This window comes from Streptomyces sp. GL_140 (assembly GCF_057834465.1).
In genome coordinates this window covers 3,585,392-3,598,345 of sequence record NZ_CM174404.1, presented here as the reverse complement: position 1 = coordinate 3,598,345, position 12,954 = coordinate 3,585,392, and the positions used below count along the sequence as shown (strand labels likewise).

Genomic DNA, 12,954 nt, shown 5'->3' with positions numbered 1-12,954 from the left:
GGCCCCTCTGTACGTAGTGGCCGCAGTCAGCTGGTGGACGTCCGCCAGTCGATCCGGATGCGGCTGTGCGGGTCGTGGTTGCGGCCGCCGCCGGAAGCCAGCACGTGCACCTTCGTCACCGACAGCATCACCAGACCGCGCTGCGAAGCGCGCGGCGCCGAATTCCACCAGGCCACGATGTCGTTCACGTCGGAGAGCGGAACCTTGGTGAGCTGCCCCAGGAACCGAACGCGAACGAGGCTGGCCTTGAGGTCTTCCTTCGTAGCCTGCTCCGCGGCCTTGTACGCCTGGGGGACCATGGACTTCCGCATGGACTTGAGCGCCGCAAAACGATCCTCGGCTCCGTCGATGTGCTCGCGGAGGCGGGCCAGTTCCTCGCGGGCATCTTCCTGGAGACGCAGGAGCTTCGCGTGGACTCCTGGCCGCAGGAGGTCCGCGAGGACCTGCTCAGCCACGGCGGGCTCGAGGCGGTCCGCGTTCATGCGGACCTTGCCGCAGGAGGGACGGGTCCCGGTGGGGGGCAGGCAGCGGTATCCCGGTCCTGCGTCGGCGTTGACCCGGGCCCCCGACATGTCGTAGCCGCATTCGCCGCAGTCCGAGAGCCCATGGGTGAGCAGGTACTCGTAGGAGTCCCGGCGCGGTGCCGGCTGGGCCTGACGCTCCTTGAAGCGCGCCATGAGGCGGTGGTATTCGCCCGGGGCCAGCACGGTTTCCCCGAAGCCTTCGATGGGGTTCCCGTCCGCGTCCAGCCCTGCCATCTTCGGGTGGGACAGCGTGCGGACTAGGGTCTCGCCGCGCCAGAGCCCACCGGTAGAGGTGCGCCCTCCCTGGTCGTTGACCCAGGTGGCGATGGAGTTCTGCGACATCTGCGGGTCGGTCGGGAAGAACCGGGAAGCCGCCTGCCGCAGGTACGCCGCTTCGTCGGAGTTGAGCCCCCCGCCGCTGGCGTAGCCGGACAGCCGTCCCATATGTCTCAATCCCTCGCGTGATGATCGCGTGCAGATGAGTAGCCGCTCACCTGTCTAATAGGCCAATGTACGTGTTGCTTAACGTTCGAACAGTCCGTTGTCGGGCCTGTTCATGGGCGGTACACGAAAGCCACAGGTAGAAGGGTCGAAAGGTTGCCCTGCTGTGGCGTACCTCACAATGTTTCACCAGTGTGAACGTACAGCAGGCGAATTATTCGAACACGCAGGTCGGAACTGCCGACACCACGAAGCCCGCCACCTCGACACGAGGGGCGGGCTTCGGGGAAATAGGTCAACGCACAGAGATCAGTGGCGAACGCCAAGCAGCTCCCACAGCGAGGCGGTCGCCACCTTCGAGGTCGACCCCAGCGCGATGACCTGAACAGGGAACTCCCCGGACTTGATCAGCTTGTACGCCGTGTCCTTGCCGATCGACAAGGCGCGGGCCGCAGTAGTCACGTTCACCATCGGCGGCAGCTCCAGCAGCTCCGCCATGGTCATCGCCCCGCGCCGCTCCCGGCCCCCCGGAAGCTCCTGCGCGACAGATGCAGATGAGGACATAGGTGGTCACATCCCTCTTCCCCGCGCCACCTGACCGGAAGCATACGGTGCCCAAGGAGGCGTCCCCTTCGGTACAGAAAGATCAGGACACGTAAGGACAGCCCAGCTCAGAGGGGGAACCGTGTTCAAGGGGAGCACCTACAAGCGGTGCAAGTGCACCGAGCCCAAGCTCGACGCCGTCGGCGAGCCGATGTTCAAGGCGAACGGCGAACCCGCCACGCGCGAGATGGGATCCGACTGTCCCGACCTCAAGAAGAAGGACCACGGCTCCTGGTACTACTACGTCAACCTCTCCGAGTTCCCCGGCACGGGTAACCGCCGGCCGCGCAAGGGCGGCTACCTCACGAGCAAGGCCGCCGCGAAGGATGCCCAGAAGCTGTGGGATGAGGCCAGCGACGGCATAGACATCGAGTCCAAGGAGACCGCGCAGCAGTTCCTGCTCCGCTGGCACGAGACCCGGGTCGACCTCAAGGAGAGCACCCGGGAGGACCACCACGACTTCATCCACCGCCTTTACATCCCCGCCTTCGGTGATGTGCCCATGCGCGACCTGCGCACCAGACACATCCAGGCGATGTTCAAGGGCATTTGGGACTTCAACGAGGTCAAGGCAGCCAACCGCGTGGCCGCCATCCTCGCGAAGTCCGAGGTCGACGAAGCACACCAGGCCTGGAAGCAGGCCCCCAAGCCTCGACCGCCCCACCTGCGTGAGCGGTGGGATGCCGCCCGTACCGCCCTCAAGGAGGCGTACGCGAAGCCCCGTCAGGACACCGGGCCCGGCCGGCAGGAGAAGTTCCTCCAGTGCCTCTCCGGTGCGATGGCGTCTGCCGTCCGCGAGAAGCTGATCACGGAGAACTGGTGTGACGCGGTCATCATCCCCACGTACGAGAAGCCCGACCCGCTCGTGTGGACACCCGAACGGGTCGCACGCTGGCGGGAGACCGGGGAAGTTCCCGGCCCCGTCATGGTCTGGACGCCGGAGCTGACCGGCGAATTCCTCGACCTGGCCGTCGACCACACCATGTACGTCATGTGGCACTGGATGACGTTCCGAGGCCCCCGCCGCGGCGAAGCCGCCGGCCTGCCCTGGACGGAAGTGGACCTCGACCAGGGCTACGCCAACCTGGTCGAGACGCTGGCCGTTCGCTCCTCGTACGAGACCTACGCCGAGACCCCCAAGAGCCGAGCCAGCCGCCGTACGGTCACCTTCGACTCCATCACCCTGACGCTCCTCGCCGCCTGGCGCGAAGTGCAGAAGGGCCAGCGCGAGCGGTGGGAACTCAAGCGCGCGCAGTGGAAGGCCGACAACCCCGACAAGCCCCAGAAGTACGGCCCGTTCTTCGACTCGGGGAAGGTCTTCACCATGGAGGACGGCCGGCCCTGGAACCCCAAGCACGTGAGCCAGACCTTCGAACGGTTCCTTGAGCGCCACGACCTGCCGCCTATCCGGCTGCACGACCTTCGGCACTGCGCCGCGTCCCTCTCGCTGATCGCAGGCCTGAGTATGAAGGCGATCCAGCTGCTCCTGGGGCACGCCAGCTTCAGCCTCACCGCGGACACGTACACCTCGCTCATGCCGCAATTCGACAAGGCGAACGCCGACGCCACGGTGTCCGTCGTCCCGCGTGCCCAGACCTCAGCTGCGGCGAGCCCCGGCGGGGGAGAGCCCCAGCCCGAGACCCCGCCCCAGGAAGAGCCGTCCGCCGACCCGACGCCCCACCTGGTGCTCATCACCAGCTCATCGGACGTAGAGGGCCAGGAGATCGCCGCCTAGCGCGCTGTCCCCCATCTGTCCCCCGGGAAGGCCGAAGGGCCCTTGGATTCAAGATCCAAGGGCCCTTCTCGGCACTCAAACGCCTGTGACCAGGCGTTTCTCTGTGCCCTCGGCAGGATTCGAACCTGCGACACCCGCTTTAGGAGAGCGGTGCTCTATCCCCTGAGCTACGAAGGCGGGGGCTTGTCGGAGGCGTTGTCGGAAATCCCAGGGGGATCGCGCGAGCTGCCTCGACAAACATGCTGGTCAGATGACGTGCGCACACCCGGGTAGAGATGCCCTCGCGGACACTTTTCCGGGCACACGCCTGGTAGTCGTCTGACCGCTGACAGCCTAGCGGATCGTGCTGGGAGTGGTCGCATGGATTGCCGTGGGAGCGGGTCCGAGGTGAAGGTGTGGTCGTGACCTGGTGTTTCTGGGTGTCTGGGGTGGTGGGTGAGGAAGTCGTGGGCGCCGCGCGGGTGTGGGAGGGCTGCTGGGGGTCCTGAAGCGCCGCCCGGCCGCTGCGAGCGGCAGGTGACATCGTCGAACGATCGTTTCCGTGAGTTGCGCGAGCTCCTGCGCTCCTATGCGGTGACCGGCTACGTCTTCGATGACGCGGAGGACCGGCGCAGGGTTGCGCTCAGCGCCCACCTCAGGCAAGCCGCGCTCGATCCCGCGCGTGCGGCCGAGGCGGCGGCGGAGGTCGACGACCTTCTCGGGACAGGCCTGTTCAACGGTGGGATCGCGGATGACGTCGACCTCTTGCCGCACATCAACCCGCCTCACGGGGAGACGGTGGAGAGCTGTCTTGCCGTGATCGGCAGGCACCTCCGGCAGTTCCTCGCGGAGCCGGAGGCCCCCGCCCAGTCGCCCCCTCGAACCGCGCGGGAATGGAGAGAGCGGTTTCCCGGACTCCGGCACCTGCTGGCGGCGGACTCCATCAGGACTTCTCGTTGGAGTACTCCTCGCACAGGGAGGCTCTGGACGACTACGTCTCGGACGCTTCGGCAGGTGAGCAGCGGGTCGCCCGTTGTGCGAGGGACTCGCGCACCCCCGGTCGGTTCCGGGGGTGCGGGGGTCTCAGTGGTGGGACTGGGCGGCCTCGCGCAGGGAGGTTGGGCGCATGTCGGTCCAGGTGGCCTCGACGTGGTCAAGGCACTCCTGTCGGGAGGCGTCGGACAGGGTGGCGTTCCACCCGGCCGGGATCTCGGCGAACGCGGGCCAGATGGAGTGCTGGCCCTCCGCGTTGACCAGGACCGAGAAGGTGCCGTCGGCGTCCTCGAAGGGGTTCGTAGCCATGTCGGGCTGCCTCTGCAATCTGTATGGAGCGGGTGTGCCGGACGGCGTGGAGGACAACTCTCCGGGACCGCTCCATGTTTCTTGTGTGATGGCCCTATACACGCTGATTGAACGCACGCGGCAGGATGTCGCGTGCACTTGCACGGTTGCGAACGCGTTGTGGATCTTCGTTGATTCTGGGTGGCCGGAAGCTCACAATGGATAGTCTGCTCCGGGGGGGAGCCGCGGGGGGAGCGGGGAATCGACGTGCGCCAGATCGACTTCAGGCTGCTCGGTCCACTGGACGTGCAGGTGGAGGGCCAGCCGGTCCAGCTCGGCGGCGGCCGTCGGCGCACGGTGCTGGCCATGCTCCTGATCACCCCGGGGCGGATCGTCTCCGTCGATTCGCTCATCGAAGCCGTGTGGGGCGAGGAGCCCCCGGCGACCGCGCGCAACCAGATCGCGATCTGCGTCACCGCACTGCGCAAGATCTTCCGTGCCTCGGCCGGCGCCGACGACCTGATCGTCACCTCCCACCCCGGCTACATCCTCGACCCCGACGGCCACCGTATCGACCTCCTGGAAATGGAGGCGAGCGTGCAGAAGGCCCGCGAACTGGCCCGGGCGGGCGAGGCAGTCGAGGCGAATGCCCTCTACAAGGAAGTGCTCGCCACCTGGCGCGGACCCGCTCTGGAAGGGGTCGGGGGCGGGCTCGTCGACCACGAGGCGGCCCGGCTGGAGGAGCTCCGGCTGGAACTGCGCGAGGAGCGGGGCGGACTCCAACTCCAGAGCGGCCAGCACAGGTCGCTGATCGCGGATCTGACGGCGCTGGTGCGCGAGCACCCCCTGCGCGAGCGGGCCCGGGCCCACCTGATGCTCGCCCAGTACCGGGCGGGCCGCCGGGCCGAGGCCCTGGAGGTCTTCCGCGAAGGCCGTCAGGCGCTCGTCTCGGAACTGGGCATCGAGCCCAGCGCCGAGCTGCGGGAACTGCACGAGCTCGTCCTGCGGGATTCCGGCGATTCCGCCCCGGCCGCGGAGCCACCGCAGGCACCGGCCCCGGCAGCGCGGTCGATTCCCAGCCAGCTGCCCGCGGGGGTCGCCGCCTTCACTGGTCGCATAGGCGAACTCGCACTCCTCGACGGTCTGCTGGATCGCTGCGGTCCGGGCGAGGAGGACAGCCCGCTCGCCGTCGCGGCCATGTCGGGCATCGGCGGGGTCGGCAAGAGCGCGCTCGCCGTGCACTGGGCCAACGAGGTCTCGTCCCGTTTCCCCGACGGCCAGCTCTTCGCGGACCTGCGCGGCTACGACGAGTCGGATTCGCCCCTCGCTCCGGCGGCGGTCCTCGACCGGTTCCTGCGCGCGCTCGGCGTCCCGGGGCCGCAGATTCCCGCCGACCAGCAGGAACGGGCCGCGCTGTACCGCTCGCTGCTGGACGGTCGGCGGATGCTGATCGTCCTGGACAACGCGAGGACGTTCGCACAGGTCAAGCCCCTCCTGCCGGGCCGCGGCCGGTCCTGCGTGCTGATCACCAGCCGGGACACCGTCGACGACGTCACCGGCCACTACCGCGTACGGCGCATCGACCTGAACGTCCTCACGCAGGACGAGGCCACCGCCATGCTGGGCGCGATCGCCGGCCAGGAGCGGATCACGGCCGACCCCGAGGCGGCCGCCCAGCTCGGGACCCTGTGCGACCGACTGCCCCTGGCCCTGCGGATCGCGGGCGCCCGCCTCGCCGCGAAGCCCCATTGGTCGCTGCGCCGCCTGATCAAACGCCTGGAGGACCAGCGCCGGCGCCTCGACGAACTCAGCCCCGCCGAGGGCGGCGTCCGCGCCAGCTTCCACCTCAGCTACCGCGACCTGCCCACGGCCACGGCCACGATGTACCGGAGACTCGGCCTGCTGGCCGTCCCCGACTTCGCCGCCTGGGTCGGGGCGGTCGTACTGGACACCGACCCCCTGGAGGCCGAGGACCTCATCGAGGAACTCGTCGACGCGCAACTGCTCGAGGTGGCCTCCGCCCGGCCCGGCGAACCGCCCCGCTACCGCTTCCAGGCCCTCCTGAGGCTCTTCGCCTGGGAACGGGCCCAGGAGGAGGACACTGCCGAGGAGCGGCACAGTGTCCTGGACCGCGCGCTCGACGGTTGGCTCTCGTTGTCCTGGGCCGCGTACCAGCGCCTGTATGGCGGTGAGTTCGCCTCGCTGGACGGTGTTCCGGAGCCGAGCCTTCCGCAACTCCTGGTCGAGGAGCTCCTGACCGATCCGATGGAGTGGATGAAGTCGGAGCACAGCGCGATCCTCGACGTGGTCCGGCAGGCCTCCGAGGCGGACTTCCCGCGGCAGGTGTGGCAGCTGGCGCTCCTGGCCGCCTCGCTCCAGGAGTCCCACAGCTACCTGGAGGAGTGGGAGGAGTCCTCCGGACGGGCCCTGGCCGCGGCCCGGCGGGCAGGGGACCGTCAGGGCGAAGCGGCGATGCGGCGCTCGCTCGGCTCGCTCGCCATGTACCAGCGCCGCCACGAGGACGCGGACGGGCAGCTCGCGTCCGCCGCGGAGATCTTCGAGGAGATCGGCGACACGGCCGGACTGGCCCTGACCCGGCGGCAGATCGCCCGACGCGCGCTGCTCCAGGGAGATCTGGAGCAGGCCGTCTGGAACGGCGAGGCCGCGCTGGCCGGTTTCCGCGAGGTGGGCGACATGGCGGGCGAGGCGCACAGCCTGGGGACGCTCGGCCAGATCGAACTGGCACGCGGCGCCCTCGACCGCAGCCTGGACCTGTCCGCGCAGGCACTGGAGTGCAGCCGCAGGGCCGGGCTCGTGCGCGGGCTGGCCCAGAGCGCGCACCGGCTCGCCGACACCCTGATGCATGCGGGACGCCTCGAGGACGCGTCGCACGCCGGGCACGAGGCGCTGGCCATCGTCAAGGAGCACGGCGACCGCAACGGGGAGGCGCACATCCTGCTCCTGCTGGGTGAGGTCCTCTGGCGTCAGGGAGTCCCGGACGAGGCCGAGCGGGTGCTCCTGGAGGCGGAGGATCTGGCCGACGACCTCGACGACACGTTTCTGCATGCGAAGGTCGAGGCCGCCCTCGGCTGCGCCTACCTGCTGGCCGGGCGGAGCGGCGCGCCGGAGCTGTTCCGGCGGGCGATCGCCGTGTTCGCCGAATTCCAGGCGCGACAGCAGTGGGAGCGTGCCGAACGGCTGCTCGGCGCGCTGTCGACGGACGCCCCGCCTTACGGTCTCGACCCGGCCGAACTCCAGAGGCTGGCCGCCCTCCACTGAGCCCCGCGCCCTCCACTGACCCCGCGCTCTCCACGCGTGCCTCGCCCGTAACGCGGCGTCCCCGTAACGCGGCGTTCCCGTAACGCGGCGTTCCCGTAACGCGGCGTTCCCCGCACCCTGGCGCGGGTGCGGGGAACGGGGCCGTGCGGGGCCGCCTGCCGGGTCCGGGCAGGCGGGCGGGTCCGGCAGGCGAGCGGGTCCGGTCAGCCCCAGGTCTCGCTGGCGGGGGTGACCGGGGCGACGGTCACCGTCGGGGCCGGCGTCCCGTCGGCCTGAGCGGTGTGGCCCGGGGTCGTTCCCGTGCCGGCGGTCAGCAGGACGACGCCCAGGGCGAGGGTGCTGAGGGCAGCGGCAAGGAAAGTGCGGGTGTTGCTGAGCATTGTGGTTCCCCCTGTGTAAAGCTGCATTCGCATATTACTTGTGAGTCACTTATTCGGTTCGGGTGACTCCGCTGATCGGCGGTCCGTCCCGGGGTGACGAGTAGAACGTTAGGGAGCGCCCCTGTCGACCCGATGTTGTTTCGATTTCCCTCCCGGGGAAATCGGATCGAAAAGGCGCCAAAAGATGGCCGAACTACGCTCCTGAGTGCGTTCGTCATGGAACTCACAACGGGGGACAACATGGAATTCCGGCTGCTAGGTCCGGTCGAAGCGAGGCGGGAGGGCGTCGCGGCGGCGCTCTCCGGGTCGAAGATCCACACCGTGCTCGCGGCGCTGCTCCTGGCCCGTGGCCGGGTGGTCTCCGATGCGCGACTGAGCCAGTTGCTGTGGGGCTGGTCGCCGCCGGCCACGCTGAACTCGCAGATTTACACCTACGTGTCCCGGTTGCGCAAGCTCCTCGGACCCGAAATCGAGATCGAGCGGCAGCAGCCCGGATACGTCCTGCGGGCCGGGAGCAGCCGACTGGACTTCATCGAATTCGAGCGCCTCGACGAGCTCGGCCGCGACGCCCTGCGCCGGCAGAACTACGAGGCCGCCGGAGCCTTTCTGCGGGAGGCACTGGACCTCTGGCGGGGCCCCGCTCTGGCGAACGTTACGGAATTCCTCTCGGAAGTCGAGATTCCGCAATTGGAGGCCGCCCGTGCGACCGCGCTGGAGAACCGGATCGAGGCCGACCTCGCGCTCGGCCGGCACCAGGAGGTCAGTGCCGAACTGACCGGCCTGGTGACCCGCCACCCGGAGCGCGAGAGGCTCCGCGCCCACCTGATGCTGGCGCTCTACCGCTCGGGCCGCCAGTCCGACGCCCTGCGCGTCTACCACCAGGGCCGCAAGGTCCTCGCAGACGAGCTGGGCGTCGACCCGGGCGCCGAGCTCGAAGCCGCCTACCAGATCGTGCTGTGCGGCGAGCGGGCCCCGGCGCCCGCCGCCCCGGCACCCGCCATGCTGCCGTCCGACACCGCCGTCTTCACCGGGCGCGACGCCGAACTGGAGGCTTTCCACGCCCTGTTGCGCCCCGCCACGGCCCGTGATGCCTGGCGCCCCCGCCGCTTCCTGATCACCGGCATGGCCGGCGTCGGCAAGAGCGCCCTGGCCGTCCGTGCCGCGCACGCCGGCGCCGCGTACTTCCCCGACGGCCAGCTCTACGCCGACCTGCGCGCGACGGACGGCACCCCCAAGGACCCCTGCGACATCCTGCTGCGGCTGCTGCGCGCCCTCGGCGAGACCGGCCTCGACCGGGAGAGCCCGATCGCCGACGACCTCGACGAACTGGTGCGCCTCTACCGCACCCGCACCGCGGGCAAGCGCCTGCTGCTGGTCCTCGACAACGCCTCCGGGGACCTCCAGCTCGCCCCGCTCCTGCCCGGAAGCCCCGACATCGTGGTCCTCATCACCGCGCAGACCCCTCTGACGGAAGCGGCGGGCGCGCACACCACCACGCTCGCCCCCCTCGACGAGGACACCGCCGGGCAACTGCTGTCCAACACGGCCGGCCCCGATCGGACCGCCTCCGACCTGGAGGCCGTCCGGGAGATCGCCGCGTACTGCGGCGGCCTGCCGCTCGCACTGCGCGTCGCGGGTGCCTGGCTCGCCGCCCGCCCGCACTGGTCGCCGGGCCGCCTGGCCCGCCGGCTCTCCGACCCCCGCACCCGGCTCCTCGAACTGCGCTTCGCGGACCTCGACGTACGCAGCTCCCTGCACCGGTCCGTCGACCGGATCGACCCGGAGACCCGCGGCTTCCTCGGACGGCTCTCGCTCCTCGGCCCCGGGCCCTTCGACGCCGCCACCGTCGCGGCGGCCGTCGGGCTGAGCGAAGGGGCCGCCGAGGAGCGGCTGGAGCGCCTGGTGGACGCCTCGCTCCTCGACCTGTGCGGCGTCGGCCGGCAGGGACTGCCTGCGTACGGGCTGCACCCCCTGGTACGGCTGCTCCTGCTGAACCCCTTCGCGGAAGCCCCCGTACAGCCGGGCCTGCCCCAGGCCGCCTGAGTCCCCTCAACCCCGTCCCGCGCACCGAACCGCTTCTCGCAAAGGCGAGCCCACCATGCTCACGCGCCAATCCGCCGCAGTGGCCGCTCCCGTCCGGCCGTTCGCCGACGGCGCGGCCGAACTGTGGCTCGGCACCGCCGGCCCCCGTCTCGACCCGGCCGACCTCGCCATCCTGTCCGCCTCCGAACGCAACCGCGTGCACCTGCTGCGCGACCAGGCGGCGCTCTCGTACGCCTCCGCACACGCAGGTGCCCGCCGGATCCTCGCCGGGCACCTGGGCACCCACCCGGCCGACATCCGCTTCGGCCGGACCCTGTGCCCGGATTGCGCGGACCCCGCGCACGGGCCGCCGAGCGTGACGTGGCCGACGACCCGGCTGACCTTCAACCTGTCGCGCTGCGACGGCTACTGGCTGCTCGGGATCGGCGAGGGCCGGCCGGTCGGCGTCGACCTGGAGGCCAACCCCCGGGTCGACCCCGACCTGACCGCGCCGCTCGCCTTCACCGCCCGCGAGCTGGCCCACCTGCGCAGCAGCCCCGACCCGCTCACCCGGCGCGAGGTGTTCCTGCGCTGCTGGACCCGGAAGGAGGCCGTCGTGAAGGCGGTCGGCATCGGACTCGCCGCCGACCTGACCCGCATCGAGGTCCACCCCGGCACCCCCGGCCCGGTGCTCGTCCGCTACGGACTGCCACCGGGGCCCGATCACTGGCTCTTGCAGGAACCCGACTTCGGAACCGGCGTGTACGCGGCCATCGCCCGCACCGCCTCCTCCACCGGCCCCGTCCGGGCCCTGCGCTACGGACTCGACCCGCTGCCCGGCGCCGATGCGCCCCATGGACTTGGAGCGACACCATGACCCCCGCCCCGCCGACGGCCGCCCGTGACGGCCGCCAGGACAGCGGCCCGGCCCCCGCCTCGATCAGTTCGCTGATCGCCCGAAACGCCGCCCTCACCCCGGACGCGGTGGCCGTCGTCGACGGCGCGCGCACCCTTGGCTACGCGGCCCTCGACGCCCACGCCAACCGGCTCGCCCACCACCTCATCGCCTGCGGGGTACGGCCCGACGACCCCGTCGGCGTCTGCCTCTACCGGGGAGCCGACCTGGTGGTGGCCCTGCTCGCCGTGTGGCGGGCCGGTGCCTGCTACGTGCCCCACGACCCGGACCTGCCGCCGCGCCGGCTCGCCCGCCAGCTGCGGGCCACCGGTACCCGTGTGGTGCTCGCCGAGACCGCGGCCGCCGGGGCCGTGGCCGCGGCGGGCGCCCGGGCGGTCGTCCCGGACGCCATCCGCGCCGTCCTGGACATGCTGCCCGGCACCCCGCCCGACCGGACCTGCGACCCGGCCGGGGCGGCGTACGTCGTGCACACCTCGGGGCGGGACCGGGAACCGCGCAACGTCGTCGTCAGCCACGCCGGCATCACCAACCGGGTCGCCTGGTCGGTGGACACCTTCAGGCTGGGCCCCGCCGACCGGATGCTCCAGAAGACCACCACCACCTTCGACGCGCACTGCTGGGAGGTGTTCGCGCCGCTGGTCTCCGGCGGTGTCCTGGTGCTCGCGCCCATCGGTGTCGAGAGCGACCCGGCCGCCCTCGCGGCCGCCGTGCGCGCCCACCGGATCACCGTCCTCCAAGTCGTCCCGCCCGTACTGCGGCTGCTGGTCGAGGAACCCGCCCTGGCCGGCTGCGAGGCGCTGCGCCTGGTGCTCTCGGCGGGCGAACCGCTCCACGCCGAGCTGGTCCAGCGGCTCCTGGGAAGGGTGCGGGCCGAGGTGTGGAACGCGTACGGCACCGCGGCCTGCTCGATCGATGTGACCGCCCACCGGGTCGACCCGGCCCAGCGCACCGGTCCGGTGCCCATAGGGCGGCCGTTGCCCGGCGTACGGACCGTGGTGACGGGGGCCGACGGCCGCCCGGTCACCGCCGGCGAGCCCGGCGAACTGCTCGTCGGAGGCGTCGGGGTGGCCCGCGGATACCTCGGCGAACCGGCCCTGACCGCAGCCTCGTTCGTACCCGACCCGCAGGCCCTCGACGGTTCGCGTCTCTACCGGACCGGGGACCGGGTGAGGCTGCGGCCCGACGGCGCCCTGGAGTTCCTCGGGCGGATCGCCGAGCACGTCACCGTGGACGGGACGCGCATCGACCCGGCCTGCGTGGAGCAGGCGCTGCTCGCGCACCCCGGTGTCGGGAACGCCGCCGTCACCACCTACGAGGCACCGGACGGGGAGATCCGGCTCGCGGCGCACGTGGCGGCCCGGCCCGGACTGCGGCTGCCCGAGCTCCAGGCCTTCCTGGCGGAACGGCTGCGGCCGCAGGAGGCGCCGAGCGCGTTCATGCTGCTCGACAGCCTTCCGCTGTCCCCGACCGGCAAGGTGGACCGGCGCGCCCTTCCGTTGCCCGGTTCCCCGGGCGCCGACGGCCGGCCCGCGCACCGGGCACCGCTCACGCCGGCGGAACGCGCGGTGGCGGCGGCCTGGCACGAGGTGCTGCCGGTGGACACGGTCGGACTGGACGACGACTTCTTCGGTCTGGGTGGCAGCTCGCTCCAGCTCACGAAGCTGGTGTCGCGCCTCCAGCCGCTGGCCGGGCGCGAGATCCGGCTGCGCGACTTCATCCGCGCGACCACCCTCGCCGCACAGGCGGAACTGCTGGTGTGAACGTCCGCGCACGCCGTCGGCCGGGTGCACCTCC

General features: G+C 71.0%; 9 protein-coding genes and 1 tRNA gene. 5 read left to right on the top strand and 5 right to left on the bottom strand.

Annotation, left to right across the window (positions count from 1 at the left end; genetic code table 11):
• Positions 1-26: 26 nt before the first annotated feature.
• Positions 27-968, bottom strand: coding sequence for a recombinase family protein (locus tag AC3IYJ_RS16470; protein WP_489402037.1), 942 nt, complete (start codon positions 966-968; stop codon positions 27-29).
• Between the two features lie 306 nt (positions 969-1,274).
• Positions 1,275-1,529, bottom strand: coding sequence for a DNA-binding protein (locus tag AC3IYJ_RS16465; RefSeq protein WP_489402036.1), 255 nt, complete (start codon positions 1,527-1,529; stop codon positions 1,275-1,277).
• A gap of 121 nt (positions 1,530-1,650) precedes the next feature.
• On the opposite strand from AC3IYJ_RS16465, the gene AC3IYJ_RS16460 reads away from it, so the two are divergent.
• Complete coding sequence (locus tag AC3IYJ_RS16460) at positions 1,651-3,303, top strand: tyrosine-type recombinase/integrase (protein WP_489402035.1); 1,653 nt, start codon at positions 1,651-1,653, stop codon at positions 3,301-3,303.
• Between the two features lie 104 nt (positions 3,304-3,407).
• Here AC3IYJ_RS16460 and AC3IYJ_RS16455 read toward each other — a convergent pair.
• Both AC3IYJ_RS16455 and AC3IYJ_RS16450 read right to left on the bottom strand, forming a co-directional pair.
• A tRNA-Arg gene (locus AC3IYJ_RS16455) sits at positions 3,408-3,480 on the bottom strand.
• Positions 3,481-4,365: 885 nt separating this feature from the next.
• Positions 4,366-4,584, bottom strand: coding sequence for an MbtH family protein (locus AC3IYJ_RS16450; RefSeq protein ID WP_489402034.1), 219 nt, complete (start codon positions 4,582-4,584; stop codon positions 4,366-4,368).
• Between the two features lie 246 nt (positions 4,585-4,830).
• On the opposite strand from AC3IYJ_RS16450, the gene AC3IYJ_RS16445 reads away from it, so the two are divergent.
• The gene (locus tag AC3IYJ_RS16445) at positions 4,831-7,842 is read left to right on the top strand and encodes an AfsR/SARP family transcriptional regulator (protein WP_489402033.1); all 3,012 of its coding nucleotides are present in this window, start codon (positions 4,831-4,833) and stop codon (positions 7,840-7,842) included.
• 203 nt (positions 7,843-8,045) lie between these two features.
• Here the strand turns inward: AC3IYJ_RS16445 and AC3IYJ_RS16440 are convergent, their stop codons facing one another.
• Positions 8,046-8,222 carry a hypothetical protein gene (locus AC3IYJ_RS16440; RefSeq protein WP_489402032.1) on the bottom strand — a complete coding sequence of 59 codons (177 nt, stop codon included), beginning with the start codon at positions 8,220-8,222 and terminating at the stop codon, positions 8,046-8,048.
• 216 nt (positions 8,223-8,438) lie between these two features.
• On the opposite strand from AC3IYJ_RS16440, the gene AC3IYJ_RS16435 reads away from it, so the two are divergent.
• From AC3IYJ_RS16435 to AC3IYJ_RS16425, 3 genes are read left to right on the top strand one after another with little or no spacing between them, the layout of a single operon-like run.
• Positions 8,439-10,265: an AfsR/SARP family transcriptional regulator gene (locus tag AC3IYJ_RS16435; RefSeq protein WP_489402031.1), complete on the top strand. Its 1,827-nt coding sequence runs from the start codon at positions 8,439-8,441 to the stop codon at positions 10,263-10,265.
• Between the two features lie 55 nt (positions 10,266-10,320).
• A complete protein-coding gene (locus AC3IYJ_RS16430; protein WP_489402030.1) occupies positions 10,321-11,121 on the top strand; it encodes a 4'-phosphopantetheinyl transferase family protein in 801 nt (266 codons plus the stop codon).
• Positions 11,118-12,920, top strand: coding sequence for a non-ribosomal peptide synthetase (locus AC3IYJ_RS16425; protein ID WP_489402029.1), 1,803 nt, complete (start codon positions 11,118-11,120; stop codon positions 12,918-12,920). The genes AC3IYJ_RS16430 and AC3IYJ_RS16425 overlap by 4 nt, the downstream gene beginning before the upstream one ends.
• Positions 12,921-12,954: the final 34 nt, after the last annotated feature.

Coding starts and splice junctions, on each gene's coding strand:
- AC3IYJ_RS16470 (WP_489402037.1), bottom strand. CDS start 968: ATGGGACGGCTGTCCGGCTACGCCAGCGGCGGGGGGCTCAACTCCGAC.
- AC3IYJ_RS16465 (WP_489402036.1), bottom strand. CDS start 1,529: ATGTCCTCATCTGCATCTGTCGCGCAGGAGCTTCCGGGGGGCCGGGAG.
- AC3IYJ_RS16450 (WP_489402034.1), bottom strand. CDS start 4,584: ATGGCTACGAACCCCTTCGAGGACGCCGACGGCACCTTCTCGGTCCTG.
- AC3IYJ_RS16440 (WP_489402032.1), bottom strand. CDS start 8,222: ATGCTCAGCAACACCCGCACTTTCCTTGCCGCTGCCCTCAGCACCCTC.
- AC3IYJ_RS16435 (WP_489402031.1), top strand. CDS start 8,439: ATGGAACTCACAACGGGGGACAACATGGAATTCCGGCTGCTAGGTCCG.
- AC3IYJ_RS16430 (WP_489402030.1), top strand. CDS start 10,321: ATGCTCACGCGCCAATCCGCCGCAGTGGCCGCTCCCGTCCGGCCGTTC.
- AC3IYJ_RS16425 (WP_489402029.1), top strand. CDS start 11,118: ATGACCCCCGCCCCGCCGACGGCCGCCCGTGACGGCCGCCAGGACAGC.